This is a genomic window from Sphaerisporangium sp. NPDC049002 (assembly GCF_040649355.1).
Taxonomy (GTDB): domain Bacteria; phylum Actinomycetota; class Actinomycetes; order Streptosporangiales; family Streptosporangiaceae; genus Sphaerisporangium.
In genome coordinates this window covers 1-24,788 of the sequence record NZ_JBEZFH010000099.1, presented here as the reverse complement: position 1 = coordinate 24,788, position 24,788 = coordinate 1, and the positions used below count along the sequence as shown (strand labels likewise).

Here is a 24,788-nt window from a genome sequence, read left to right as displayed (position 1 = left end):
GGTCATCGTCACTGTCTCGATCGTCCTGTCTAGCTCTGTTTCACATCATGAGGACTCATTCGTCCTATGTCTCACAAGAGTCTGACAGAGAGGGCGGTGATGTCGCGTTGATTACCGCCGTTCGTTATGCTTACGACAGCGCGAAGCGCCTTCGAGAAGTCCAAGACGTACGACAGACAGACGGCGAACCGATCAAGGTAACGTCATACAATTACGACACGGCAGGAAACATCACGCGTTTGACCAGTGCCGCAGACGGAACTTGGGACCTGACTTATGCAGCCCCGGGCAAGTTGAGCACTGCCACCCAGGTAGCTCCGCCAAGCCTTGGCCGCATGGCGGCGGCTGCAAGCTGCGCCCCCTATGCAGCGGATTACATGCTGTACGGCCGATGTCCTCATGCCGTTGACGTACAGCAGGGGACTGGCGTCACACTCCGATCACCGTACTGGCAGAAAACTAAAACGGGTGCATCCGTCATGGGTGTCAATAATGACGGATGCAGCGCTCCCGTAGTCGGCGACTATCCAGTTTACTGGCTGAATTTCCGAGTAGCGTGCAATTCTCATGACTACGGCTACGGACTTATTCGCTCTGGATATCTCGCTAGGAGCAAGCGACCTTCCGTGGACGCGGTATTCCAAACCATCCTCACACAAAAAGTGTGCCCAGGATACCCAAAGTGGGACCCCGTAGGCAAAATTAACAAGCGAGCGGCCTGCATGCTTTACGCAGTAATCTTCTATAACGCCGTGCGTGCGCGAGGGGACACCTATATCTAAGCAATAGGAGGATGTTACCCCGCTCGGGAGGAATTCCACCTCCCGAGCACTTTTTTCTTTTTCGGGATTGTCAACAAGAGAAGATTTACCATATGAATAGAAACAAGCTTATCGTCAACAGTCTAGCAATTATTGCAGCATTGTGTTATGTGGGGGCAATAATTCACGCGACTTTTATGACACTGAACGGCCAACTCGGGGATGTCATGTATGGTGATTTCCTTACCATCTTGATGGCGCTACCTCTGTCCGTGGCGAAATTGTTCACCGACTCCTCTCTATCTGCAATAGTAATTGGAGTTCGCCAGGCGGATACCATATACGCATGGGACTACTTCATCATGACATGGCCGGGATTAGTGCAAGGCCTTCTCGCGGGATGGCTGTTAAGGTGGACAAGGAATCACCGTCCAGGCCGACTAGCGATCGGGCTGGCCGCAAGCGAAGCGGCTCTTGTTCTAATCTCCGGATACGCCACCATTACGGATCAATGGGCTCCCCGACGCCCTTATGGAGTACCAATATTGGTCTACGGCATAGCGCAAGCTATAGCACTATCGCTGTGGTGGTTGGCCAGAAGGAGAGCAGAACAAAGAGAGGTCGCCGGCCCGGCAGCGCAGAATCCCCTTCGATAATCACTCGTCCGACACATCGAGACCAGTGACATGCAGCCGTAGGCAGTCGTATGCCACCCGTGCAAAATATGTATGCAATGCCCCTTGGAGCCGTTTGCCAGGTCAGCCCAAATATGCGAATGGCCCCGGGGGTAACCCGAGGCCATTCCGCAACCGCTCGCGATCACTCGTTCAGAGCGTTCAGGATCTTGGAGTTCGCTAGTTCCCTCTGTCCGTCGATCACCTTCGCGTACACACGCTGTAGGACCTCTACGCTGTGGCCCGCTCGCTTGGCGACCTCGGTAGGGGCGACGCCGGAGGCAAGCCAGAGGGAGACAGCCGCGTGCCGAAGGTCATACGGCGTCGCCGCCAACGACGAGGCCACCTGCGCAGGGGTGAACGCCTGCTGGCGTACCGCCTTCCAGACGCGGGAGATCGCCGAGTTCGTGTAGAGCCCGCCCTTGCTCGTGGCGAACAGCCTGCCGTCGCCGGCCACGCCGAACTCTTCGATGTGCTCGCGCAGGATCTTCACCAGAGCCGGAGGAATCGGCACTGGCCGGGTGTCCTTGTCCGCCCGGTGCTTCAGGCCGCGATCGTCATGCGCGGCGCCCGAGTCGGTATAGCGCTTGTTCGCGAAGGGCCGTGCCGTCTCCAAAGTGAGCAGGCCCCACCCCTCCCGCGGCAGGTCGCAGTTCTCGCGCTTGAGGCCCGCAGCCTCTTCCGGACGAAGAGCGGCGTAGTACATGCACGCGTACATCGCCCGCATCCGAGCCCCCCGCGTGCGGCCGACACGAGGCGTGGCATCGAGCAGCGCCCGAGCCTGACGAGGATTGACCACCGTCCGGGGGTCAACCGCGTCCACCGCTTCCGGAGGCGTCCACTTGACCCCGTTGAGCGGGTTGACGCCAAACACCTTCTCTTCCGCGGCCAGTTCGAGGAGATGGTGAAAGACCTCTCGCTTACGCAGGACCGTGTTCGCTCCCGCGCGCTCCCCCTTGAAGGTCACGGAGATGGCATCGAGGGCGAGCCGGATCACGCGCGCCTGTTCGAGGTCGGCCAGGGGCAGTGACGCCGTTTCGAGCCAGCGTAGAACCGGGGCTTGCTCGGCTGGCAGCTCTCCGCGCCGCTCGCCCGGAAGCAGGTAGTACTCCCGGAGGACTCGGCGCATGTCGCCATCGTCGGGCCGGCCGGGCAGGTCCTTCACCAGGGCCGGGACCAAGGCCAACAGAGCATAGACGTCGGTCTCCCTCGTTCGGGCCGCTGAGGTCTTCCATCGTTGGGTTATGAACCGATGTGCGAAGGCCAGGAAGGTAGGGCCGTCCCGGTTCGGCTCAGATGCCAGCTTCGACTCGGGTAGTCCGGTGTCGATGTCGAACGCTTCGCCATTCCTGGCAGCCATCCGAAGGTCACGCATGTGGCTGTTGGCGAGTTCCTTGGTCCGGAAGGTCTTCGACGTACGACGGCCGGCGACAGACCAGCGCGCGACATAGGACGGCGTCTTACTGGACTGATTCCGGTAGATCTCGAAGAACTTCACGTCATAGCTGGCGTTCACGCCGCCTCCCGCCGGGACTCAAGCCACACCGTGAAGTCGCTGCGCCAGACGAACAGATCTCCGTTCGGCAGCTTGACGCAGACGGGCGCGCGGCCCAGCTCACGCCAGCGGTAGAACGTCCGGCGAGAGATGCCGCCCAGCTCTTCCAGGACCTGGGACAACGGCATGAGTTCGTCGCGGCGGTTCATGGGCCAACCTCCGCAAGTGCCGACGTAGCAGGCTCTAGCCGCCCCGTCAGGTACGAAGCGAGGACCTGATCCCCTGCGGACAGGCCCTTACCGGCGTACTCCCAATGCGCGATCACGAGGACCGTGTCCTCGTCGAACAAGGGCAGGCGCCCGGTGCTGATCTCCTCGTCGCGCATGTGGTCGACGCGAGCGGCGCGCAGGGCGCCCAGGGTGGTGGAGTAGCGCCGTGACTTGGTGGAGAAGTGGCCGCGGAAGCCGAGCATGTGTGCCCATTGGGCAAGGCGTAGTTCGTTGAGCCGGTCGAGTTGGGCCAGGCGGAAGCACTCGGCGATCAGCCGCCGGGGATGCTCACGCAGGCCCAGGCCGGTCACCTCGTCGGGTGAGTTGATGCGCCGGTCGACGGTGCCGACGCATTCGGCGGCTTTGGTGGCGTACTTGGCGATGTAGCCGGCGACCGCCGGCTCTGTCAGTTCGCCGTGCATGGCGATGGGCCGGACGTCGAGCTGTGCGCCCCAGCGCAGGACGCGGGCAGGCTCACCGGCCAGGGCCGGAACGGGGACGCTGACCGCGCCGGCCGCGTGCTGTACGGCTTGCGCCAGGGCGTCACGATCGGCCCAGGCCGGCGGAGGAGCGTCAGGGCCGCCGGGGCCGTCGAGGCGGATGACGGCGTGGAAGTGGACGACGCCGCGGCGTTGGTACTCGGCGACCTTGGCGAAAGAGATGACCAGATGTTCGCCCAGTTCCTTGACCGTCAGGCCGTGCAGTTTGGCCAGGTGGCGACGCAGGGCGAGGGTGAAGCGGCGCCACAGTTCAGGGGCCAGGGCGTTGAACAGCACGCTCGCGGCGTAGTCGTAGCAGTCCGGGCAGAGCGGTTCGCCGAGGCGGTGTTCCTGGTCGCCGTGCCGGGCGGTGCAGGAGATGACGCGCCCGTGCGGGCACTTGTCGGCGTCGCGCCGGGGGTGGCAGGGCAGGACCTCGCCGCTCTGCTCGCGCCGGGTGTGGACGGGTCCGAAGGAGGGGGCGGTGAGGGTGACGAACAGCGCCGGGTGAGCGCTGACCGAGGCGGGGACGCCTTTGCCGCCGGCCAGGCCCGCGCGGATGAGCTGGTAGGTGTCGGCGCGGTAGATCTCGGCGCAGGCCGGGCAGCGGGAGGCCCGCCGGGTCTTGCACTGCACGCGCAGGACGCCGCCGGGTTCGCGGTTGGTGTTGTAGGTGTGCAGGACGTGGCCGGTCGCGGCGTCGATGTGCCGGACCCGTCCGCGTAGGTGGATGGGTTGGCGGCATCCGCCGGTCGCGCGGATCTGGGCGGCCCACCGGCTGTATTGGGGGTCGTGGAGTCGGGCGATCATCCCGGCTACCGCGTCGGTGTTGCCGAGGTTGGGCATGATGGGGCGTGTCCCTTCCGGGTCTTCACAGGGTTCGGTTCGGGGATGGCCCCCGACGTGGCGCGGAACTTGGCGGTTGTGTGGCCACGCCGGGGGCGCCCGGGGTTGTCAGGCCCCGTGGTTGTCTGCTCCGGTGCCGTCGCAGTCGCGGCAGGTGTCGGCCATGCTGTCGACGCCGGTCCCGCCGCAGGTGGCGCAGCGGTAGCGGATCACGGTGAAGTCGTCGCCCATGCCGCTCCTCAGGCGTCCGGCGCGGGGTCGATGGGGTCGAGGGTGATGGAGTCGTCGTAGCTTCTGAGGGCGGCCCAGCGGGTGTGGCCGGCGGCGAGGATGCCCACGGCCCTGTACTGGGCGATGCCGAAGGTGATCCCGGTGGCGTAGTGGCCCACCGTGAGCGCGTAGGGGTCGACGTCGGAGCCGAGCAGCCGGGCGACGTGGTCGACCTGGGCGCGGATCTCCTCGCCGGTGCCGCGGGGGAAGTAGTGGGCGGTGACGGTGTTGTCGGGGGTGGGGAGGTCGGGGTTGGTGTCGAGGAAATCGGCCAGATCGCGCAGGCCGTTGATGTAGGCCAGGCGGTCGGGGGTGTGCGCCATCGGGGTGTCCTTTCCGGTTTCAGGCGGGGTCGGGGGCGTTGCGGAGCTGTCGCAGTAGGTCGGTGGCGAGTTGGTTGGAGATGCCGAGCCGGGCGCGCAGGGCATCGCGGGTGATGGGCTTGCCGTGTCTGGCGTGGTGTTCGGCGGCCACGCGCCGGGCGCAGTCGAGCAGCCCGCCGGAGGCCGGCTGCGGTTCGTCCTCGCTCACGGTCGACGGCGCGGAGCCGGGGACGAGCGTCGAGGACGGGGCCGGTTGCGGGACGGGGCGCGAGTGCGAGTCGGGGACGGGCGCCGACGCGGGGACGACCCCGGGGGACGGTGCGAGGACGGGGACGGCCCCCGGGGACGAGGGGACAGGCACCGGTACCGAGTCGGGTACGGCCGCCGGGGACGAGGAGGAGCGGTTAAGGACGGCGCGGCGTTCGAGCATGGAGACCGCGACGAGGAAGGCCGCGGCGGGGGTGGCTGCGGTGATCCAGCCCCAGACGGAGGGGTGTGCTTGGGCGAGGTTGGCGGCCAGGGACAGGATGACGCCGCCGGCCAGGACGAGGGTGGGCCAGGAGATCAGGCCGGTGCGGGTGCGGCCGGTTTTCTTGTCGCGCTGGCGTTCGCGGGCGGCCATGACGCAGGTCAGATCCACGCAGACGGCCACGGCCCAGGCCATCCAGCCGGACTGTCCGTGCTGGGTGGCGGTGTCGCGGATGTGGGTGAAGGAGCCCGCACCGGCGATCAGGGCGACCACGGCCACCGGGCCGGAGTCCAGCAGCCACCCGCCCAGCCGGGCGGCACGTCCGCGCGATGCGCTCATCGGTGAAGCCCTCCTTTCAAGCCGCGATCTCGGGCTGAGTGGCGGCGTCTAGCTGGTGGCCCAGGCCGCTCGCCTTGACCTGGTCCCAGGACGGCGCCCGGTCGGCGAAGGCGTGCGCCGCTTGTTCGGCCGCCGTGGTGGAGACGAAGCCAGATCGGGCGCGGCACCAGCGGCCATCGGCGCCGGTGACCACCGCCACCCCGGGCATGCCGGGCGGGACGGACCGGGCGGCGACCAGGGCGTCCGGATCGAGGTCGCCGAGGGTCATCACGGCGGTTTCGGGGTCGTTGACGCGGTGGCAGATGCGTCCGCCGATCTGGGCGCGCAGCGCGGTCACCCCGGGGCCGAGGTCGGAGCCGATGCGCTGCCCGGACAACAGCAGGTGGATACCGAAGGCCCGCCCAAGCTGGGCGATGCGCAGCAGCGCGGTAGCGGTCTTGGTGACCTCGTCCTTTTCGGCCTTGTCGGCGGTCAGGTACAGCTCGGCAAGCTCATCCACCAGGACCACGATGGGGATCGGCCGCAGCGCGTCGGCGAGTTGCCAGATGTCACGGGCGCCGTGCTGACGGCAAGCCAGCATCCGGGCGCCCATGATGCCGATCAGTTCGGCCAGCAGCTTGACCGCATCGGCCCGAGTGGTCACCAGGGCCGACAGCCGCGGCCCGTAGGGGGACAGCTCGACCCCGCCCTTGAGGTCGAACCCGACGATCGCGACCGGTTGCCGGGCGAGCGCCACGATCAGGGCGTTGATCAGGTTGGACTTACCCGATTGGGTGGCGCCGACGTTCATCCAGTGCGGGATGAGCCGGAAGTCCAGCGTCCAGGGACCGCCGGACTCCAGAACGCCGATCACCGGACGCAGCAGGTCAGCCGCCGTCCACCCGCCGTCCGGGTCACCGGTCGGCATGGCGGGCAGGACGTGGGCTAAAGGGTCGCGGGTGGTGGCCTGCAAGGTGACGCGGCCAGGACGGGAGTCGACCACGCGCACCGCTTCGACCCGCCAGGCGTGCGCGAGGCGTTCGCAGACCTTGACGTAGTCGTCGGGGATCTGGCCGTCGAGGAGATGGAAGGTGACGCGCCAGCCGTGCCGGACCGGCCGGGGCAGCTTCATCCAGGGCTTGGTGTCGACCGCGACACGCTGAAAGCGCCGCTTGACCCGGACGACGCCGGTCGAGGCGACCAGGCCGGGGATGGTGGTGAACCACCAGCGGTGACGCTTCTTGGTCAGGCCGCACCCGGTGGCGATGTGCCGCCAGGTCCAGCGCAGCCGTACCGCCTTGAGCGGGAAGCCGACCAGGTACCAGAAGGAGACCGGGGCGAAGCGGCGCCACAGGCGAAGGACGACCAGGACGCCGAGACCGATCAGCAGCGGGCGCGGGATGAGGTCGAGGGGGGACATCAGGCCACCTGCTCGGGCATGCCGGGGGTGGTGCGGACGAAGTCGGTGGCCTTGTAGGCGATGCCCCAGCGCATGACGCCCTGGATGCTCTGCTCCCAGACGTAGCTACCGCCGCGCGTACTGCCTGCTGTACCAGGCCACCGAGCCCGAACTTGGCTTTCGTCTGCCGTTGCCCGGTGAATCACAGAAAGCGGACATCGTGATTTCCGATCTGCCCGCACCCGCCGACCCTGCCGCCGACAACGCCGCGGCCCTGGTCATCGAGGAAGCGTTCACCAAGGTCTCGGTCGACGGCATCGCCGACAGCGGCTCACCGCAGGCAGCGCTCCGCGCCCGCGTGGTCGATGCCTGGCGCCGCCGCCATGCCGGAGGAGACCCCAAGCCGATCCTTGTCCTCGTCGGCGGGTACGCCGGGTCCGGCAAGACGGAGTTCTCCCGGTTCCTGTCCGACATCACCGGTTGGGCGTTCCTGGACAAGGACTCTCTGACCCGGTCCATGGTCGAGCGGCTGCTGATCTCGCTTGGCAGCGACGCCAACGACCGGCACACCGAGTTGTACCTGAAAGAGGTTCGCCCGCTGGAGTACCGGTGCCTGATGGAAACCGCGTGGGACAACCTGAACTGCGGCACCTCGGCGATCCTGTCGGCGCCGTTCATCACCGAGCTGCGCGATGAGGCGTGGTTCGCCCGGTTGGAGAACCGATGCGCCGCCAAAGGCATCGACGTGGCGGCGATCTGGGTTCGCTGTGATCCCGAGTCCATGCGCGAGTACATCGAGTTCCGCGCCGCCGCACGGGATACGTGGAAGCTGGAGAACTGGGAGGAGTACGTTGCCGGCCTGGACGTCGACAACCCGCCGCCCACCGCACACCTGACGGTCGACAACCGGCTAGGGGCGGCGATCAGCCTTGCCGACCAGACCCGCGACGCCCTAAAGCGCATCCTCACGTGACTGCGCCAGCTCACGGCGTCGTGCTGTACGGCCCGCCCACCAGCGGCAAGAGCACCACCACCAACGCGCTTCACCGGCTCGACCCCCGGTTTCGGCTGCTGCGCAAACTGAAGGTCGGCACCGGCCGCGCCGAGGAATACCACCTCGTCACCGCGACCCGCCTGGACGAGCTGCGCCAGGCCGGCCGCACGGTCGCCGAGACCCACCGGTACGGCAACACCTACGCCATCGACCGCGCCGAAATCGACGCCATGACCGGCGCCGGACTGATCCCGGTCGCCCACATCGGCAACATCCCCGATCTGCGGCGCCTCGTCGGCCGAGACCCCTGGTTGCGCGTCCTGCTGTGGGTACCGCGCGAGGTCTGCGAACAACGTTCCCGCCACCGCGGAGACGTCGACACCGCCCAGCGGTTGACCGCATGGGACGAGACCCTGACCGACCTCCAGGCCCACACCGACGACGGCTTCTTTCACCTACGCCTCCACACCGACCGCATCAACCCCGACCAGGCCGCCCGCGAGATAGCCCAGGCGTTCGCCCTTCTCACCTCACAGGCTCCTCACGTGGAGGTGTCCCGCCCGGCAGACGCTCCAGCACCGCCGGCGGGATGAGGTCCAGCCGCCACCAGGTGCCACACCCGCGGCAAGTGGCGCCGCCGGGCACGCTGCCGCCGTAGGGCCACACGTAGGTCCAGCACACCCGCAGGTGGGCACAGTCGGCGACCCCTCGGCAACCGTGCCCACCCGCAGGTGTTCGTTCGCCGAACGCGACGATCACAGCGAGCATCCTGCGATCGAGGAGGAAGGCACGACCGGCGAACGTGTCCCGCGAAGCTCGAAGTACCGGTCAGCGACCCGCCGCGCCGCCGCAGTAGGGTCATCGGCCGGGCTGTAGCGGTAGGTGTAGCGCCCAGTGACCGGCGAGACGCCACCGGCCCACCACAGGTAACAGGGACCGCTCCACACCACCAGCTCGACCCACACCGACACCAACGCCAGGCCGGCGCCCTCGTTCACATCGGCCGCGATCCCATGCACCTCCAACGCGCCACGCAGCCGGTAGGCGGCCCGGATCGCCGGATGCTGCGCTCTGGCCAGCCCAGGAATCAGCACAGCTTCCGCCCCACCCCACCGCAGACCCGCACTCGGTGATCCTCGAAGAACAGCGGCCCGTCAGGCCGCCATAACGGCAGATACACCACGCCCGGATCAACCAGCTCCAGGCCATCGAAGAACTCGGCGATCTCCACCAGCGACCGCAGCACCGCCGGAGCGCTCGCCCCCTCGTAGTCGTAGGCCCCCGTCGTCGGCATAAGGTCCCGGTGCCGCTCCGCATGCGAGACCACCAGGTACGACCCGGGAGCCATCGCGTTGACCAGCGTCGCGACGATCCCATACGGATCGTCCCCGTCCGGGATGAAATGCAGAATGGCGCACAGCAGCACCGCCACCGGCTGGGAGAAATCGATCACACCTCGCACGTGCGGGTCACCGAGAATGGCCCACGGCTCGCGCAGGTCACCGGCCATCACGTGCGTGTTCGGATTGTTAGCCAGCAGCGCCCGCGCATGCCCAAGCACGACCGGGTCATTGTCGACGTACACCACCCGCACCCGCGGGTCTGCCCGCTGAGCCACCTGATGAACGTTCTCCTGCGTCGGCAGCCCGGTCCCGATGTCGAGGAACTGCCGGACACCGCACTCGCCGGCGAGGTACCGCACCGTCCGCCCGAGGAAATCCCGGTTCGCCTGCGCCATGAACGGCACATGCGGAGCCTGCCGGATCACCTCCTCGGCACGCTCCCGGTCAACCGCGAAGTTGTCCTTGCCACCCAAGAAGTAGTCATACATCCGCGCCACGCTGGGCGTACTCAAATCCAGGCGGCCCGGAACCTCTCGCTGCGCCCCCTGCACGGGGGTCCGCTCCGGTGCTTCCATGCGGGAGTCATAAGCATGCCTGCCTACTCCTGACTACCCCTGACGATCGGTACGCCCCGTAACGTCTCGTGACCCGCCCCTACCGCTCGCTTCCTATCGTCAGAGTGTGATCGACTTCCGGCCTGATCAGCCCAAGTCAGAGCAAGTACTCGCCGAGATGCGACGCCGCATCAAAGCCGGCGTCTATAAGCCGGGCTACCCCGTCCCCGGCGAACCGCGCATGGCCGAAGAGTTCGGCATCGCACGCCGAACAGCCCGCAAGGTGATCAACGCGCTCTTGGACGAGGGCCTGATCTATACAGTCAAGAACATCGGCACTTTCGCTGCTGACCCAGCAACCGGAAGGCCACCCGAGCAGATCACCAGGCAAGACGACCCAGACGAAGACGACGAGCCCTCAGCACAAGCCCAGTGAACCAGCGGCCAGCTCAGACAGCCAAAGCGCCCCAGGACCAGGCCGCCAACGACACTCGATGAGGACTTTCTCCACGTCCTTAAAGGCGGCCCGCTGCGCGGCCCGCCGGGCACGCCGGTCGGTCTGCGTGCCCGGCTGCGGCTCTTCGGCCGGTCCGGGCACGCACCGCCCCACGCGCCCGAGAGGCGGCCAGAATTAGCCACTTAACGCCGTGACGATCGCTCACTTCGGTTCTCGTGATTTGGGGTTAGGGCGATCGGCTGCCGCGGCCCTCCTTCGTCGGGCCTTGCCATCGGATGACCCGCGTGGTCGCGGGGCGGTGAGTGGGGATCATTGCAAGCGGGTCGAGAAGCAGGCCACGGGGGCTTAGGCTACTCGCGAAGCCCGGGGAGAAGGGGTGGTCTTGCTCGCCGCTATCGCGTGGAGGGGACGTCATGAAGTTCCGGCGGAGGAATCTCGAAGACCTGGCCGATCTCATTTGTGGAAATCTAGGTTCTTACGAGCCGGACTCTGACAAGCCAAAGTATTTTTTGTATCGGTCAAGTTCGTATATAACGAGGTTTTTCGCAGAACTCGACACCGACTACGAACACGACGGATCCACTCGGCATCGCTGGGTCGCTGACGTGTTAGAAAAGATGCTGGCCGAGCCTCACGAGGGGCCGACACATCCACCCGAGATTTTCTGTCGGCTCATCGACCATTTGATGGCCCCTGCCGATGCGCTGAACGAAAACCCCGACCGGCCTAGAGCGCTGGAACAACTCAATACCGTTCTGGCCCGGGAAGGGTTCGAGGCGTTCTACGCCGACGATAAACACTGCTACCTACGCCATGTTGGCACCGGCACCGTGTCCAACCCCGCCGCGAACCCGCATCGCCCCCTCAGCCCGGCAGAGGTTGAACGTCGCGCGAAACTCGCCGCTTACCTCGACGAGTGCAGCGAAGACGAACTGATAGAAGACGTTCTTCTACCGTTGTTCCGGCAGCTCGGTTACCACCGTATCACCGCCGCCGGTCACAAAGATAAGGCGCTAGAGTATGGCAAAGACATTTGGATGCGCTACACGCTCCCCACGCAGCACTTCCTGTATTTCGGTATTCAGGCCAAGCGCGGGAAACTCGACTCCTCCGGTGTCACCCGCGCCGGTAACGCCAACATCGCCGAGATACACAACCAAGCGCTGATGATGCTCGCCCACGAGATTTTCGACCCGGAAACCAATCGGCGCGTGCTGGTCGATCACGCTTTCATCGTCGCGGGTGGCGAGATCACTAAAGCCGCTCGTAACTGGCTCGGGAACGCGCTAGATGCCTCCCGGCGAAGTCAGATCATATTCATGGACCGCGACGACATCCTGAATCTCTACATCGTCAGCAACCTGCCTCTACCCGCCGCCGCCCTACCTTCCCGGGCCGACCCCTGGGCAACAGCTAGCGACGAACCCCCCTTCTAGCCAGCATGGATATCTCAGCTACGGTAGCGGGCGTGCGGTCACTAGGCTTGGCTGACCCTGGTTCGACCAAGTCATATATCACCAGCTCAAACACGCACTCAGCGGCTGGAGCAGCACCACAGTTCGTACCCTACACACCACCGTTCTGTAGCAGAGCAGCACGCACGACCCTCCCGCCCCAGGCAAGCGCGTGCCTCAGTCGGGCAACGGCCCACCGGGTCACAAGGCCACCAGCGCTACACAACCGGGCCCGCCCGAGCAGGCCAAAACAAGCTGAGTGAATGACACTCGGGGGTCGCGAAGATCTTGCTAACACTGGTGCTAACAGCGCCGGCGGATGTCGGTAGACACCAGGCGAAAACGATCAAGTAAAGATGCACCCTGAGCAGGCACGGGGCCATCGGGAGACGGTCCTCGGACTACGGGGCTGCGCCGGTAGGGGCAACCAGTTTCCGTGAAAGGTCACCGGGAGCCTGGAACACGCGAAGCCGCAGTTGACAGAACCCGGGCGGCAGTCCCGGAATTGGCAGCCATCGTGAGCAGGGAGTCTAGCGGCGCGATTTGCAACGTGGTCTTCCCGATGCCGGAAGCTTTGGGCCTGAACGGTTGTACTGACATGCACGTCGTCACGTCCCTGACCACCTCGGTGCGAACTCTGGTGGCGGATGTCAGCTTCAACCATCGGATGCCAACAGGTGCTGTCTCGTGCAACGAAGGTGTCCGCCCGGTGATCTGCACGATGGCTCAAGTTTGGCGGTTCTGTTAGTTTTCTGCTGACTGTGACCGCCATGTGGTCGCGCCTTAAGGCTGAACGAGGTGGCGTGAGGCGTATTGGAGAAGCTCTCTAAAAGCAAAAGCGACGCCGAAGCGTCGCCTTTAGTTGATCGCAACTTAGGGGGTAGAAACCAGTTCTGGAGGAGCGGCGTCTAAGCCTGCAAACTTTGCTCGAACACGTTGCTGACTGTCCGATACTTGGTTCATCGTGTCATTGATGAACTGTTCGACTGTTCGCACCAGCCCACCTTTTACTAGGCTGCGAGTCCAGTTTGCGATGATTCGATCGTCTCTTGCCAGCACTAGAACAGCTTCCCGACCTCGGAACAACGTCTCCACGAAGCTGCGAAGCTCATCGGCAGATGGGAAGGTCACATCTGCCAGCTGATCCTCATCACTGACACTCAGACAAGTGTAGGCCCAGGCGGATAGCCCTTTGGCAGTCTCTAAGACTTGCGTAAACATTACGAGATCGCTGCACACGCGGAAGGTGCCCACCAACGGAATCTCGTACTCATGCCAAACATCCAAGTCGCCAGCATCGGGCCTAGGCCGCCAGGGGGGTTGACCGCGCTTGATCAGAGAGTCCAGATTCATCCGTCTCACCTCCCGCTACTCATACCCATTGAAGCACTTCTCGAAACTTTGCGATATATCGTCAGGCCAGGGGATCGCCTGATGGTTGAGAGGATCTCCGTCCGGCCAGATGACAGAGACATGCTCCAGACGCGCTCCGCATCCGTTCTGCACCTTCTTGGGAGTATGAAGTACAGCAAAACCTGCGTCGCGAATCTTACCAGCAGTCGTGTACCTTACAGCGGCCAGGCCAGGGTCTCCAGCACTTATTAAGATCCCTCGATACCCACTGGCCTCCTCGACCGTCAATTGACCAGTGAGAAGTGACAGATCTCGCTCACGCTCGTACCTAGGGTGACAAGGGTAACTATTTCGGTCGAGGGTGTGCTGAGTGAGCACCATCTCATCTGAGATGCAGAGTTGAGGCGACGACGTCACCTGGCAAGCTCTGTTGCGTATGTAGGAGGTGCTGGGCTGGCTACGCATGTCAGCGACGCTATAGGCAGCGTATGAAGTTATGTCAGGAAAAGGTTACAGATGTAGCCAAATCGTGCCTTGACCAGGGGATATTTGCCTCGAATCCAAACAGAAGCACCTAAAGCACCTAAAGCTTCTCACAGCACCAACCCCCTTCCTCTTTCATCCACTATGTAGCATTGAGCCTTAAAGCCGACATCGAGCAACAAAGTCACGTACTGTTATCAATATGTAACGTAAGCCGAGTGGTTTATCCCTACATATACCTGCATGGGCATTTTTGAGTGCTGGTGCTAGCCATCCATGGGGCGGGGTCTTGTAGTCACCTGCCTTGCCTCGGCGTCTGCCGTGCGCTCCGAGTCATGATGTCTAGCCTCGGCTCTATCGTCGGTGTCCGTCCACCCCGATTCACCCCCTCGAAGGGCCGATCGGGTACCCGCGATCTCAGACGCGCAGCCTCGGAGGATCAGTTCGTGCAACGGCTCGCCCTCTTCGACCTGGATAACACCCTAGTAAACCTTGACGAGGCGTTCCGGGTATGGGTTGAGGAGTTCGCCGACGAGCATGCCTTAGGAGCCGAAGCGGTTGACTGGTTGGTCGCTCTCGACCGGGAGGGCGTTCCACACCGTGAGGTGTTCTTCGCCAAGGTCCGTGAGCACTTCACGCTGCCTGAGCCGATCGAGGAACTGTGGCGCCGCTACCGAAGGCGCATGCCGGATCTCGTGCGCTGTCGGCCCAAAGTCCTGCACGGCCTGGCTCAGCTACGGGCGAGCGGGTGGCGCGTTGCGATCGTGACTAATGGGACGGCGGACAACCAGCTCGGGAAGATTCAGCAGACCGGGTTGGCCGAGGCGGTAGACGCCTACGCGCTGTCGGGAGCCGAAGGCATCCGAAAACCCGACGTCGCTCTGTTCGAGATCGCAGCCAAGCGCTGCGGTATGACCCTCGCCGGGGGCGGTTGGGTAATCGGTGACAACCTCACCGCCGACATCGCCGGCGGACGCGCCGCGGGTCTCCGGACCATCTGGATCGACGGAGGAACTTGGCCCGGTGTCGACCACCAGGCCGACCATGTGGTCACGGATGTACTCCAGGCCATTGAAATTTTGCAGGCGAGGGGGGATGACGACAGCTCGGTATGGCAGCGGTGACAGCAACGTCGGCCACCAGGGCATGCGGAGCAGCCGTCGGCGAGACGTCCAATATGCGGGCAATGATCAAGAGCCGGGACGATAGCCACAGGGACGTTTCGGCAGGTCAGAAGGAGATGCCGCAGTGAGAGACACTGCTCTCCTAAAGCGGGTGCCGCAGGTTCGAATCCTGCCGGGGGCACCTAGTTGACCTTGTGATTCGGCATCTGACCAGGGAGTTTCCCCTGGTGCAGCTCCCGCCCATATGCAGCCGTAGGCCACCGAAAGCAGCCGTGAATCGCTGTTCACGGAATATGCACGGGATGATCTTGTGTGAGCTTGTCCAGGTCAAACCGGCGATGAGGCGCATCGAGCGGCCACGAGAGGCCGCGGCCCTGCCATCCGATTCGTGATCGTCTTGCCTTGACGCCCGCTACCTTTTCACTGGCATGAGTGACGAGCAGAACGAGGGTGACGATGGTCAAGTCAGTCACACTGAGGTCGCTTGGTTGGACGAGGGCGGTGCCCTGGGAGAAGCGTGGAGCCTGACGTTTGTCCGGGGTATCGACGAGGTCGAGGTACTTCGGCGACTAGACGCGTGCCGGCGCGGAACCATACGAATATCGACGCCCGCACCAAGCGCGGGTTTTACTACTCTGGCATGCCGTGGAGGCCCGTTCGGCGGTTATCAGGTAAACACCTCGAACGGCAAAGAAGACATATGTTGTTCTCGCCTGAAAGGCACCTTCTGCGGGGCCACCGCGCTACTCCTCCGTTTCCGGTCGTCCCATTCCTGCCGTTACCGCCCGTTCCGGCGCCTGCCGCGCGCTCTGGCCGGCTGGCCCGCCCGGCCGGCCGGCCTCGCGGCGGGCGTGAATAAGCTGGATCAGGAGGTGAGGCCGTGATGGCTGAGCGATCTCAGGACGCCGCGTTCTCCTCCTCGGAGCGGGCGGCCATGCGAGACCTTCTCGCCGCCGACCGCGAGCGCACCATGTCGCGCGTCGCCTCGCTGACGCGCGACTGGAACGACATCGTCGAATCCTCGGCCCTGGTGGCCACCGACGACGAGCACGACCCCGAGGGGTCCTCCACCGCCTTCGAGCGAGCCCACATCCAATCCCTGCTCGACCAGGCGGCGACCCACCTCACCGACCTCGACCAGGCCCTCGTACGCCTGCGCGACGGCACGTACGGGCTGTGCGAGGTCTGCGGCCGCCCCATCGCCCTCGAACGCCTGAAGGCCCGCCCCGCCGCCACCACCTGCATCGCCTGCGCCAGCACCAGTCGCTGACCTGGGCCCGCGATGGCAAGGGACCGTAGCCGTCGCTCAGGCCGGGCCGAGGCCGGCGTCGTGGACGAGGATGGCGTCCTGGACGCGGTTGGTGAGGTCCAGCTTGGCCAGCACCCGGCTGACCTCCCCTACCCCAAGGTCAAGTCGTGGAAGTGAGCACGCGGAGGGCCTTATGAAGGCGGCGCTGCGTATATATCCGACTGTGGCACAATGTCGCGATGCGTTTCCATGCCGACCTTCATATGCATTCAAAGTACTCGCGAGCCTGTAGCAAGGACAGCGACCTGAAGCATCTGACCTGGTGGGCACGGGGCAAAGGCGTCACGTTGTTGGGCACGGGCGACTTCACGCATCCGGCCTGGTTCGAGCAGCTCCGCGAGAACCTCGTCCCGGCCGAGCCTGGGCTGTTCCGGTTGGGTGCGGAGCTTGATCGGGACATCTCCCGTACGCTGCGGGGCAGCCTGGCCGCCGCGCAGGTGCGGTTCATGCTTTCTGTGGAAATATCAACTGAGCATTTTTCATCCTGCTTCGCGTAGCTGAAGGACGAGGATGGCTTTGACTAGCTGACCTGCGCGAAGGGGGCAACAGCGTAGTTTGCGCAGGATCCTCCAGCTCTTCAACTGCGCATTCGCTCGCTCACCAGGTCCACGCAGCTTGGCGTGAGCGGAGTTGGCGTTCTTCTGGGATGCCGGTTTGCCCCGTCCCTTGTACGGCACCAGGACGCGCTTACCTGCGCCGATATACGCCTTATCGGCCAGGGTGATCAGACCGGCGGCCTCCAGTCGGCGGATGATGCCCCAGATGCGGGCCGCTCGCAGGTCGTGCACCGATCCGGGCAGTGAACCGGATGTCCATAAGGGTGTGCCGTCTGGGGCGCTTATGACCTGGATGTTCATGCCGCTACTTCTCGATACTCGACGCGCTGCGCACCGGAAACGGGCACGCCGGGACGATCGAGTTCTTTCCCGAGGAGGGGAAGTACCACGTCGACGGGCACCGCAGGTGCGGCGTCCGGATGGACCTGTGCCGCTCGAAATTAGAGTCGGGTCCTTGACCTGGGAGTTTGTCGGTTGATCTATGCGGCCTCGTACTCGTTGATGAGGCCGCCGAGTACAGGTCTTCGTTTGATCCGCCGGTCGGTCAGGTCGACGATGGGCGTGGGCTCGTCGGGTCCGCGTCTGGATGCCGCCAGGTTGCGGGCCTGCTGAGCCACCCACGGACCTGTCGGAGTCGCCGTTACGCCGGCGACGTGCAGCTTCCTGGTTCGGTGCTCCATGAAGACCAGGACATATAGGCGTTACAGCAGCACCGTATCGACGTGCAGGAAATCGCAGGAGATGATCCGGTGGGCCTGGGCGGACAGAAACTCACCCCAGGTCGGGCCGTGCCGCCGGGGCCGTCGAGACCGCACCCGACTGGCGCGAAAACCTCGCAGGACGCCTCATGGAGCGCACACCGGTAGCTTCGGGTTGTCGTTGGTGCGCACGCCGGGGAGCCAGGCGTGACTGTTCGGCACATCGTCGAGCCGGACCCGGAACCAGCGGGTCGTGCCGACGCCCGTCTCATCCTCGACCCGTTCGCCGTCGTAGAGGACGCAGTCGGCGCTCAGGACGTCGCCGTGCCACACGCGATGGGACACCACGTTGTCGAACTCGTACGTCAGTCGGGGATCGACGGCTAGCCCCAGGCTGCACGCGGGCACCCGCCCGGGCCGGGTGCTGCAGTCGCCTTCGACGTTGAAGACCCGGATCGGGACGGCCGCGTGAGGGGTCTCGTCCGGCCTGCTCCGCAGCGCGAGAACTCCGGCGACCCCGGCCGCCACCAGCAGCACGGCCGCGACCACCACGACGGCGATGACCCGCGTACGCGGCGGCCGGGACACGGACGCCTCCTCGCCGCCCTCAGTTGGCGCCGGCAGGGACATGGAACGGGTGATGTCGACGACCGCCCAGAGTTTGCGCAGCTCGCGTAACTCCTCCTCGCTCGCCCCACACGCGCGGGCAAAAGCGTGGACCGTTTCATAACTCGCTGGGAAACTGGCCCCTGAATAGTACCGGTGCAGGCTGGACCGGCTTATTCCGCTGCGCCGTGCGAGCGATTCGAAACTGCTTCCCGAACGGTCCTTGAGCACGCGGAGCCTGGCCGTCAAACGCTCGGCCTCAGCTGGGGTCTTCATCGCGTTTCCTTCCGGTGCGAGGACAGGCCGCGGACCGGCCATCCCGCCGAGCGGCGCGTGTCCCGCCCGCGTCCCGGCAGGACGGCACATTCGCAGCTCATGGTGGATGGAGATGTCCCAGCATCCCATCCCGCAGCCTTCTCTTGCTAGAGGCCGACATCGGATGCGAGCATCCTGCCTGTGCCCCGGCATGACAGCCGGGAAATGCGTCCTGAAAATCCCTGCGGCTCCATGGCCCGGCGAAAGTCAGACACGCGGCGGAGAGGCCGGCCAACCCGCCGGCACCCCGGCCCGACACGAATCCGAATTCATCGCACGTGAATTCACCCCTCCCGAAGGAGAACGATGAAATCCATCCGTAGGCTCGTCTCCGCTTCCCTGGCCACGGCGCTGGTCACCGGCGCCCTGACCGCCGCCCTGTCCTCTCCCGCGAGCGCCGACGCGGCCAACTGCACCAACGGCGCGAACGGGTTCACCAATATCCCCTACAACAAGACCGGCACGCCCGTGAGCGGGAAGACCGCCGATCTCGGTGGCAGCAGGCGCGTGGAGTTGCACAAGGGGATCATCAACGGTGTCGAGCACGGATGGGCCATCATCATGGGCGCCACCCAGGCCGGCGACCTGGTCTGGATGGACTGGACCTCGACCTACGCCAACGGTTGGGTGCAGTGCGGCCCGTTCACCGTGCAAGGCAACAGCTCAGTCAACACGAGCGCGGCCAAGAACACGAGCCCGGCGGCCGGCTACTGGTTCCGCGCCTGCGGCAGGAGGGTGGGCGGGCCATCGGTATGCGGCGACTGGTGGTAGCCGCCTCGTCATGACGGCCACGGCGGCCGGGGACGCATGGGGGCTGTGGGCCAAACTGCTGGCGTGGTCGTCGCGGGCGCTACGAGCCGACCGCCTGGTCCAAGATGATCGACATCGACCGGTCAGCTGAGGCCAACGCGATCGAGCATCTTCTGGAGGAAGCGACCGCGGCCGTCCCTGCTGTGGCGTTCTATCTGCTTTCCAATTTCGAGGCCTCGGGTCCGCGCAGCGAGTCCCCAAATAGGCCTGCGTAACGATGGCTACTGTTTGTGTTCGCAGAAAGACGTAAGGGCCCCGGCATCGCCGGGGCCTCTCCAGGAAACTCTTTGGATCACTAGGCCAGAGCGACCATGATCTTCACGTTGGCCTGCAAACCCTGTCCCTCGACGCACTTGGCATACACCCGCTGGAGCACTTCAACACTGTGACGATGACGAAGCGCGACCTGGAGGCCGGGGGGCCTCGGCTGATCGACCGAAGCGGCGGCACATCTTCCGCTCTTGCAGGCAGTGGTACAGGCAGCCGAGCATTCGGTTGAAGGTGTTACGCAGCGCCGCTGGAATGCCGATCACCGTCGGCCCGCCGGCGGTCGTAGTGCGCTCGGGGACCCGGGGCACGCAAGGCGGCGAAGGCCCAGACGTAGCCGGCCGCGGCCGAGCGCTGGTTCTTCACCTTGCGATGGTTGACAACCAGGCTCTTGCCGGAGGCGCGGGTGATGGGTGCCGAGCCGGCATAAGCCTTCAGGGCGCGGGCGTCGGCGAAGCGGGGGCGGTCGTCGCCGAGTTCGGCGAGCACGCGGGCGCCGGTGAGGTCGGCCAGGCCGGGAAGCTGGTGATGATGGCGGCGTCAGGGTGCTGGTGGAAGGCCTCGCTGGTGGCTTCGGCAAGGGCGTCGGCGGGTGGTGAGGTTGGCGGCCGCGCCCGGCGTGGGCGCCGCTGGGAGTACGGCGCGGGCCTCGCGGGAGGTCAGGCCGATGTTCTTGACGTGGAAGTCCTTCAGCGCTGAGGGGAAATACTCCCGCAGCAGGGAGCGGAGCTGGTTGGCCGGCTGCTGGCGGTTCCATACCGCGTCCTGCTGGGCGCGGGCCAGCACGGCGATCGCCTGGACCAGCTCGGAGTCCTGTGGCAGTGGCCGGTGGTGGGCGGCGTCGACGCGCAGGATGTCGGCCAGGGTCATGGCGTCGCGTGGTCGGACTTGGCTCGTGCGACGGTGTGGCGTTCGCGGTAGCGAGCCACGGCCAGCGGGTTGATCGCATACACCTTTCGGCCGGTGGCGCGCAGGCAGGACACCAGCAGGCCACGGCCGGTTTCGATCGCGACCGGGATCGGGTTGTCGGCGTCGTCACCGTGTTCGGCCAGCAGCTCGACCAGGACCCGCCACCCGTGGGCGTCGTCGCTGATCCGCCGTTTGGCCAGCAGCTTGCCGCCCTCGTCGACCAGGGCGACGTCGTGATGCTTCTCCGCCCAATCGATGCCGCACGTCACCGTCACCGGCGCCTCCTTCGGGTGTTGTTTGAGCAGGTGAGCCGCGCAGGGGCACGCCACGCCCCAATGAGAGAGCTCGACGGCTCGACATCCGATCAGCAGTTCGTGGCCCCAGCCGGCCGCAGGCCCGCACGCTGCGCAAGGGCTCGAAGGCCCTGGTAGATACGAGCGGTGTTTCCTGCGGCTGGCTCATGCCACGATCTTGGCGAAAAGGTACGACTGGTGGGTGGTGATCGAAAGGGACCGAGGCGCACGGCCTTAGCAGAGGGCTCCAGGCCCGGTATCGACACAGGCGTTCACTCGGTCCCCGTCGACCGCCACCCGCCAGGCCTCGCCCCCGTCAGCACGGCCTGCGGTGAGGAGTCAAGCTCCGGTTCGAATCGAGGCTTCAGGGACCAGTACCCGAGTAGGCGAACTCGGGGTCGTACGGAGTCATTAGGTTCGAATCCTGCCGGGGGCACTCTCCGATCAGCCAAAATAGGCATCTGCCTGTTCACGTACAGGGAGATGGTGTGCGGGTGATCAAGCCCTGCGCCTGGGGCGGGTGGGATCCATGTGACAACAGACGGCCACTTCGTAATCCTTCGATTCGCTCATATCAACATGAAGGGGACGAGTGGCCGTCAATGACATCGTGCCTGTTGCCGGGAAGTACTTGGAAGACCGTCTGGATCGACGCCGTTGACCCAGACGGTGCGCGAGGGCGGCCGGACGGTGAATGTGCACGCCTTGGTCGCCACCGCTGTCAAACGCCGACGGTCACCGGGAGATCCTCGGCCTGGAGGTGGTGTCGTCCAAGGACGGGCCGGCAGGCTGGCGCCTCACCGAGTGCCGCAAGAAGACAGACTCGGCGAATAGGACAAACGATGCTAAAGCGAACATTGAGGCTATTGCCTCCTAATAGTCCCCGGATTGCGAGTGGCCTTCTCAAACACCGCCTCCCCGGACGCGGCCCGATGTTCTCAACGCCGGCCGAGTTCAGTGCGTAGCGTGCGGGCGCGGCAACACTTTCCATGCTGGGCCTTTCAAGGGCGGGTAATGACGTTTTCTCGATCATGTGGAGTCGTTCCGTGTAGAGGTTGATCTGTCGCAAGACACTCTTCTGCCGGCGGCTCCACGCCTGTTTCGGGCCACTCTGATACTCGAATTCGATCTGTCCGGATCTCTTTCGTCGAGAAAACCCCAACGCCTCCCAAAGCCCGAAGCATGTCGCGATGCCCGTACTACTAGATCTACGAATGTAGTACCCGTATCATGGAAATATCGGCAACAAACGCGTTGCGTTAGGAGAATGGTGAAAGGCTGGGGGGACGGTTGGAAGCCCAGATACTCGGGCCGCTGAGTATCAGCGACGGCCATCGAACGATTCCCGTGAACTCCGGCCGTCAGCGCGCGCTACTGGCCGCGCTCTTGGCAAAACCGAACCAGCCTCTGTCGGTGGAACACCTGATCGAGGTCCTCTGGGGCAGATACCCTCCGGACAACGCCAGAGTCGCTCTGCGCACCTATGTGATGCGGCTGCGTCAAGCACTGGGCGACGAACTGGGCGGCAGGATCGTAACCCGACCACAGGGCTACCAGATCAGAGCCGAGGTGCATGAGGTAGACCTGCTGATGTTTCAACGGCACGCGATGAGCGCGAGGTCCGCCGTACGGGAGGGCGACTGGAGGGCGGCCGCAGGCGAGCTGCAGCGAGCGCTTGGGCTTTGGTCTGGCGAGCCATTCACCGAGGTGCCGTCCGCAAGCCTTCGGGAGCGCGAGCTGCCCCACCTCGAGCAGCTTCATCAGCGGACTCTGGAGCTGCATTACGAGACCCAGCTCGCGCTCGGGCATCACGATGACATCGTGTTGGAGCTCGAGCGTGCTGTCGAGTCACATCCGTTCCGTGAGCGGTTCTGGGCTCAGTTGATGACGGCCCTCTACCGCAGTAGGCGTAAGGGTGACGCTCTCGCCGCCTTCCAGAGGATTCGCCGCGAGCTCATCAAGGAGCTGGGAAGCGAGCCGGGGCTCGAACTGCAGCAACTGCATCTGGCGATACTCAAGAACGACGAAACCCTGGTCGCGCCGCAAGCCAGTGAGGAACCAGAAGTCCGACAGCAGGCGATCGAGTCGCCCACGATGGTACCCCGGCAGCTGCCCGCAGCCCCGTATCACTTCACAGGACGAGTCGACGGGCTAAGAGTACTCAACCGAGTGCTGAGTCAGACCCAGCGAGAGGACAGGACGGCTGCCTCCATCGTGGTGATCGGCGGCATCGGGGGCATCGGCAAGACTGCTTTGGCCGTGCACTGGGCACATCAAGTGGCAGATCTGTTCCCTGACGGCCAGCTCTTCCTCAACCTCCGAGGCTTCGAGACCTCGGACAATCCGATCGAGCCGGAGACCGCGCTCCGGTCCATGCTCAACGCGCTCCGCGTTCCGGAAAGTCAGATCCCGGCACAGCTCGAGGCGCAGGCGGCCCTGTTCCGAAGTGCGCTCGCGGGCAAACGGGTGCTGTTGATTCTCGACAACGTCAGGGACACCGAGCAGGTACTTCCCCTGATCCCCGCTTCGTCTGGCTGCCTGACTGTCATTTCCAGCCGCAACCAACTGACCGGTCTCCTGGTCAGTACCGGCGCTCAGTCGATCAGGTTGGGACCGTTGCGGATGGACGAGACGGCCAAGTTGATCGAGGAATTCGTCGGGGACGAGCGGGTCAAGGCTGAGCCCGAGGCGATATCCACGATGGTTGCGATGTCAGAGTGCATTCCGCTTGCGGCCAGCATCCTGGCCTCGATGACCCTCAGCCAGCCGTCGTTGCGACTCGCGGACTTCGTTGAGATGTTCGAGGAGACGCTGAGCCCGCTGGACCGGTTGGAAACCGGCGACACCGCGACCAGCATGCGGTCCCTGCTCCATGGCTCCTACCGGCACCTGACTGACGATGGACGTAGGCTGTTGCGCTTCTTCGGCCTCCATCATGGAAATCAGGTGACCACTGCGGCGGCGGCCAGTCTCGCTGGGATGTCCCTGGCGAACACGCAAAAGGCTCTCACCGACCTGGCGAGAAACCACCTGGTGGAGAATGTGAGACCGGGGCAGTACTCGATGCACGACCTGGTCCGCAGCTTCGCCGCGGAGGTCGTGAACCAGGAGGAGCTGGAGGCCGACCGACGGTTGGCCTCCAACCGTGTGCTGGATTACTACCTCCACAACGTCCACAGAGCTGTGGGACTGCTCATGCCCGCCCGCCGCCTCACCCCGCTGCCCACCCTGCAGCGCGGAGTGCTCACGACCCATTTCCAAACGGTGGCCGAGGCCGAAGCTTGGTTCGAGGACAACCGGGGCTCGATCATCGCAGCACTTCTCAAGGCACAGGACGACGGCTTCCCCAACCACACGTGGCGGATCGTCGAGGGGTTCGCTCCCTTCCTGGAACGGCTCGGCCATTGGCACGACTGGTATCGGGTGGCCAAGAACACGGTCGATGCGACATGTGCCCTTGGCGATCCGTACGCTGAGGCCATCGCTCGGCTGGAGTTCGGGAGTGCCGCCGACTTGCTGGATCCCGCAGGCGAAGGCGCCGAGCCAGAACTGGTCCGCGCGCTCGCCCTGTTCGAAGAGATCGGCGACATCAGCGGACAGGCCAGGACCCATCACCGTCTCAGCCTGTACAGCGGTAGACGTCACCGTAAGCACGAGTGCCGGCACCACGCCGAGTGGGCATTCGATCTGCACACCAAGGACGACAACCCGGTCGGGCAGGCCGAGGCGCGCAATGCGTTGGGTTGGTACTTCGCATCGTTCGGCGATTACGACACGGCTGTGTCGGCCTGCCGCGAGGCGCTGACCCTCAATCGCGAAATCGGCAACCTGGCCGGCGAGGCCGACGTATGGGACAGCCTCGCCTCCCTCCCTGCCAAAATAGACAGAGGTAGCAAACAGGTATAAAACTCTGTGTCGAGGGTGGGTAAGGAGACATCCGTTCGTGGGAGCAAGCAAGC

25 protein-coding genes and 3 pseudogenes are annotated in these 24,788 nt (G+C 64.8%); 12 read left to right on the top strand and 16 right to left on the bottom strand.

Annotation, left to right across the window (positions count from 1 at the left end; all coding sequences use genetic code 11):
• Window positions 1-47 precede the first annotated feature (47 nt).
• The gene (locus AB0B89_RS20430; protein WP_358554876.1) at window positions 48-782 is read left to right on the top strand and encodes a phospholipase A2; all 735 of its coding nucleotides are present in this window, start codon (window positions 48-50) and stop codon (window positions 780-782) included.
• A 798-nt stretch (window positions 783-1,580) separates the two neighbouring features.
• On the opposite strand, the gene AB0B89_RS20425 is transcribed toward AB0B89_RS20430, so the two are convergent.
• The 8 genes from AB0B89_RS20425 to AB0B89_RS20390 form a co-directional block, all read right to left on the bottom strand.
• Window positions 1,581-2,951, bottom strand: a complete 1,371-nt coding sequence (locus AB0B89_RS20425; protein ID WP_358554873.1) for a tyrosine-type recombinase/integrase — start codon at window positions 2,949-2,951, stop codon at window positions 1,581-1,583.
• Window positions 2,948-3,139 carry an excisionase gene (locus AB0B89_RS20420; RefSeq protein WP_358554870.1) on the bottom strand — a complete coding sequence of 64 codons (192 nt, stop codon included), beginning with the start codon at window positions 3,137-3,139 and terminating at the stop codon, window positions 2,948-2,950. Before AB0B89_RS20420 ends, AB0B89_RS20425 begins: the two co-directional genes overlap by 4 nt.
• Window positions 3,136-4,524, bottom strand: a complete 1,389-nt coding sequence (locus AB0B89_RS20415; RefSeq protein WP_358554867.1) for a replication initiator — start codon at window positions 4,522-4,524, stop codon at window positions 3,136-3,138. Before AB0B89_RS20415 ends, AB0B89_RS20420 begins: the two co-directional genes overlap by 4 nt.
• Window positions 4,525-4,632: 108 nt before the next feature.
• Window positions 4,633-4,755 (bottom strand): hypothetical protein, encoded by a 123-nt coding sequence (locus AB0B89_RS20410; RefSeq protein ID WP_358554864.1) that lies wholly within the window; start codon window positions 4,753-4,755, stop codon window positions 4,633-4,635.
• Window positions 4,756-4,763: 8 nt separating this feature from the next.
• Window positions 4,764-5,117: a hypothetical protein gene (locus AB0B89_RS20405; protein ID WP_358554861.1), complete on the bottom strand. Its 354-nt coding sequence runs from the start codon at window positions 5,115-5,117 to the stop codon at window positions 4,764-4,766.
• Between the two features lie 19 nt (window positions 5,118-5,136).
• Entirely contained in the window at window positions 5,137-5,925 is a 789-nt protein-coding gene (locus AB0B89_RS20400; protein WP_358554858.1) for a DUF2637 domain-containing protein, read from the bottom strand.
• 16 nt (window positions 5,926-5,941) lie between these two features.
• Window positions 5,942-7,324: an FtsK/SpoIIIE domain-containing protein gene (locus AB0B89_RS20395; RefSeq protein WP_358554855.1), complete on the bottom strand. Its 1,383-nt coding sequence runs from the start codon at window positions 7,322-7,324 to the stop codon at window positions 5,942-5,944.
• Window positions 7,324-7,509, bottom strand: coding sequence for a hypothetical protein (locus AB0B89_RS20390; protein ID WP_358554852.1), 186 nt, complete (start codon window positions 7,507-7,509; stop codon window positions 7,324-7,326). Before AB0B89_RS20390 ends, AB0B89_RS20395 begins: the two co-directional genes overlap by 1 nt.
• A 14-nt stretch (window positions 7,510-7,523) precedes the next feature.
• Here AB0B89_RS20390 and AB0B89_RS20385 point away from each other — a divergent pair, with 14 nt between their 5' ends.
• Entirely contained in the window at window positions 7,524-8,276 is a 753-nt protein-coding gene (locus tag AB0B89_RS20385; RefSeq protein ID WP_358554849.1) for an AAA family ATPase, read from the top strand.
• A complete protein-coding gene (locus tag AB0B89_RS20380; RefSeq protein WP_358554846.1) occupies window positions 8,273-8,890 on the top strand; it encodes a guanylate kinase in 618 nt (205 codons plus the stop codon). The genes AB0B89_RS20385 and AB0B89_RS20380 overlap by 4 nt, the downstream gene beginning before the upstream one ends.
• Before the next feature lie 162 nt (window positions 8,891-9,052).
• Here the strand turns inward: AB0B89_RS20380 and AB0B89_RS20375 are convergent, their stop codons facing one another.
• On the bottom strand, window positions 9,053-9,391 hold the full coding sequence (locus AB0B89_RS20375) for a hypothetical protein (RefSeq protein WP_358554843.1): 339 nt from the start codon (window positions 9,389-9,391) through the stop codon (window positions 9,053-9,055).
• The gene (locus tag AB0B89_RS20370; RefSeq protein ID WP_358554840.1) at window positions 9,385-10,215 is read right to left on the bottom strand and encodes an SAM-dependent methyltransferase; all 831 of its coding nucleotides are present in this window, start codon (window positions 10,213-10,215) and stop codon (window positions 9,385-9,387) included. The genes AB0B89_RS20375 and AB0B89_RS20370 overlap by 7 nt, the downstream gene beginning before the upstream one ends.
• Before the next feature lie 106 nt (window positions 10,216-10,321).
• Between AB0B89_RS20370 and AB0B89_RS20365 the strand changes: the two genes are divergently transcribed.
• Both AB0B89_RS20365 and AB0B89_RS20360 read left to right on the top strand, forming a co-directional pair.
• Window positions 10,322-10,630, top strand: a complete 309-nt coding sequence (locus AB0B89_RS20365; RefSeq protein WP_358554837.1) for a GntR family transcriptional regulator — start codon at window positions 10,322-10,324, stop codon at window positions 10,628-10,630.
• A 434-nt stretch (window positions 10,631-11,064) separates the two neighbouring features.
• Complete coding sequence (locus AB0B89_RS20360; RefSeq protein ID WP_358554834.1) at window positions 11,065-12,087, top strand: hypothetical protein; 1,023 nt, start codon at window positions 11,065-11,067, stop codon at window positions 12,085-12,087.
• Between the two features lie 891 nt (window positions 12,088-12,978).
• On the opposite strand, the gene AB0B89_RS20355 is transcribed toward AB0B89_RS20360, so the two are convergent.
• Complete coding sequence (locus tag AB0B89_RS20355; RefSeq protein ID WP_358554831.1) at window positions 12,979-13,458, bottom strand: hypothetical protein; 480 nt, start codon at window positions 13,456-13,458, stop codon at window positions 12,979-12,981.
• Between the two features lie 929 nt (window positions 13,459-14,387).
• Here AB0B89_RS20355 and AB0B89_RS20350 point away from each other — a divergent pair.
• On the top strand, window positions 14,388-15,065 hold the full coding sequence (locus AB0B89_RS20350; protein ID WP_358554828.1) for an HAD family hydrolase: 678 nt from the start codon (window positions 14,388-14,390) through the stop codon (window positions 15,063-15,065).
• A 284-nt stretch (window positions 15,066-15,349) separates the two neighbouring features.
• Here AB0B89_RS20350 and AB0B89_RS20345 read toward each other — a convergent pair whose 3' ends face one another.
• Window positions 15,350-15,529 carry a hypothetical protein gene (locus AB0B89_RS20345; RefSeq protein ID WP_358554825.1) on the bottom strand — a complete coding sequence of 60 codons (180 nt, stop codon included), beginning with the start codon at window positions 15,527-15,529 and terminating at the stop codon, window positions 15,350-15,352.
• Window positions 15,530-15,948: 419 nt separating this feature from the next.
• On the opposite strand from AB0B89_RS20345, the gene AB0B89_RS20340 reads away from it, so the two are divergent.
• The 3 genes from AB0B89_RS20340 (at window position 15,949) to AB0B89_RS20330 (ending at window position 16,871) form a co-directional block, all read left to right on the top strand.
• Window positions 15,949-16,335, top strand: coding sequence for a TraR/DksA C4-type zinc finger protein (locus AB0B89_RS20340; RefSeq protein ID WP_358554822.1), 387 nt, complete (start codon window positions 15,949-15,951; stop codon window positions 16,333-16,335).
• Window positions 16,336-16,347: 12 nt separating this feature from the next.
• Complete coding sequence (locus AB0B89_RS20335) at window positions 16,348-16,491, top strand: hypothetical protein (protein WP_358554819.1); 144 nt, start codon at window positions 16,348-16,350, stop codon at window positions 16,489-16,491.
• Between the two features lie 62 nt (window positions 16,492-16,553).
• Complete coding sequence (locus AB0B89_RS20330) at window positions 16,554-16,871, top strand: hypothetical protein (protein ID WP_358554816.1); 318 nt, start codon at window positions 16,554-16,556, stop codon at window positions 16,869-16,871.
• On the opposite strand, the pseudogene AB0B89_RS20325 reads toward AB0B89_RS20330, so the two are convergent.
• From AB0B89_RS20325 to AB0B89_RS20315, 3 genes and pseudogenes are all read right to left on the bottom strand, one after another.
• Window positions 16,854-17,234, bottom strand: a pseudogene (locus tag AB0B89_RS20325) (transposase family protein); the annotation flags it as partial. The gene AB0B89_RS20330 and the pseudogene AB0B89_RS20325 sit on opposite strands and share 18 nt — an antisense overlap.
• A gap of 176 nt (window positions 17,235-17,410) precedes the next feature.
• Complete coding sequence (locus AB0B89_RS20320) at window positions 17,411-17,611, bottom strand: hypothetical protein (RefSeq protein ID WP_358554879.1); 201 nt, start codon at window positions 17,609-17,611, stop codon at window positions 17,411-17,413.
• A 165-nt stretch (window positions 17,612-17,776) separates the two neighbouring features.
• Window positions 17,777-18,511, bottom strand: a complete 735-nt coding sequence (locus tag AB0B89_RS20315; protein ID WP_358554813.1) for a helix-turn-helix transcriptional regulator — start codon at window positions 18,509-18,511, stop codon at window positions 17,777-17,779.
• A 345-nt stretch (window positions 18,512-18,856) separates the two neighbouring features.
• Here AB0B89_RS20315 and AB0B89_RS20310 point away from each other — a divergent pair, with 345 nt between their 5' ends.
• Window positions 18,857-19,321, top strand: a complete 465-nt coding sequence (locus AB0B89_RS20310) for a hypothetical protein (RefSeq protein WP_358554810.1) — start codon at window positions 18,857-18,859, stop codon at window positions 19,319-19,321.
• Between the two features lie 416 nt (window positions 19,322-19,737).
• On the opposite strand, the pseudogene AB0B89_RS20305 reads toward AB0B89_RS20310, so the two are convergent.
• Window positions 19,738-20,811 (bottom strand): annotated as a pseudogene (locus AB0B89_RS20305) (IS110 family transposase).
• A 687-nt stretch (window positions 20,812-21,498) separates the two neighbouring features.
• Here AB0B89_RS20305 and AB0B89_RS20300 point away from each other — a divergent pair.
• Together AB0B89_RS20300 and AB0B89_RS20295 are read left to right on the top strand one after the other, a co-directional pair.
• A pseudogene (locus AB0B89_RS20300) lies at window positions 21,499-21,622 on the top strand (transposase); the annotation flags it as partial.
• A 497-nt stretch (window positions 21,623-22,119) separates the two neighbouring features.
• The gene (locus tag AB0B89_RS20295; protein ID WP_358554808.1) at window positions 22,120-24,735 is read left to right on the top strand and encodes an AfsR/SARP family transcriptional regulator; all 2,616 of its coding nucleotides are present in this window, start codon (window positions 22,120-22,122) and stop codon (window positions 24,733-24,735) included.
• Window positions 24,736-24,788: the final 53 nt, after the last annotated feature.

What these genes read in the sequence shown, in the direction of transcription:
- AB0B89_RS20430 (WP_358554876.1), top strand. Translation starts at nt 48, where the DNA reads ATGAGGACTCATTCGTCCTATGTCTCACAAGAGTCTGACAGAGAGGGC.
- AB0B89_RS20420 (WP_358554870.1), bottom strand. Translation starts at nt 3,139, where the DNA reads ATGAACCGCCGCGACGAACTCATGCCGTTGTCCCAGGTCCTGGAAGAG.
- AB0B89_RS20415 (WP_358554867.1), bottom strand. Translation starts at nt 4,524, where the DNA reads ATGCCCAACCTCGGCAACACCGACGCGGTAGCCGGGATGATCGCCCGA.
- AB0B89_RS20410 (WP_358554864.1), bottom strand. Translation starts at nt 4,755, where the DNA reads ATGGGCGACGACTTCACCGTGATCCGCTACCGCTGCGCCACCTGCGGC.
- AB0B89_RS20405 (WP_358554861.1), bottom strand. Translation starts at nt 5,117, where the DNA reads ATGGCGCACACCCCCGACCGCCTGGCCTACATCAACGGCCTGCGCGAT.
- AB0B89_RS20400 (WP_358554858.1), bottom strand. Translation starts at nt 5,925, where the DNA reads ATGAGCGCATCGCGCGGACGTGCCGCCCGGCTGGGCGGGTGGCTGCTG.
- AB0B89_RS20395 (WP_358554855.1), bottom strand. Translation starts at nt 7,324, where the DNA reads ATGTCCCCCCTCGACCTCATCCCGCGCCCGCTGCTGATCGGTCTCGGC.
- AB0B89_RS20370 (WP_358554840.1), bottom strand. Translation starts at nt 10,215, where the DNA reads ATGGAAGCACCGGAGCGGACCCCCGTGCAGGGGGCGCAGCGAGAGGTT.
- AB0B89_RS20360 (WP_358554834.1), top strand. Translation starts at nt 11,065, where the DNA reads ATGAAGTTCCGGCGGAGGAATCTCGAAGACCTGGCCGATCTCATTTGT.
- AB0B89_RS20355 (WP_358554831.1), bottom strand. Translation starts at nt 13,458, where the DNA reads ATGAATCTGGACTCTCTGATCAAGCGCGGTCAACCCCCCTGGCGGCCT.
- AB0B89_RS20340 (WP_358554822.1), top strand. Translation starts at nt 15,949, where the DNA reads ATGGCTGAGCGATCTCAGGACGCCGCGTTCTCCTCCTCGGAGCGGGCG.
- AB0B89_RS20335 (WP_358554819.1), top strand. Translation starts at nt 16,348, where the DNA reads ATGGCAAGGGACCGTAGCCGTCGCTCAGGCCGGGCCGAGGCCGGCGTC.
- AB0B89_RS20330 (WP_358554816.1), top strand. Translation starts at nt 16,554, where the DNA reads ATGCGTTTCCATGCCGACCTTCATATGCATTCAAAGTACTCGCGAGCC.
- AB0B89_RS20320 (WP_358554879.1), bottom strand. Translation starts at nt 17,611, where the DNA reads ATGGAGCACCGAACCAGGAAGCTGCACGTCGCCGGCGTAACGGCGACT.
- AB0B89_RS20315 (WP_358554813.1), bottom strand. Translation starts at nt 18,511, where the DNA reads ATGAAGACCCCAGCTGAGGCCGAGCGTTTGACGGCCAGGCTCCGCGTG.
- AB0B89_RS20310 (WP_358554810.1), top strand. Translation starts at nt 18,857, where the DNA reads ATGAAATCCATCCGTAGGCTCGTCTCCGCTTCCCTGGCCACGGCGCTG.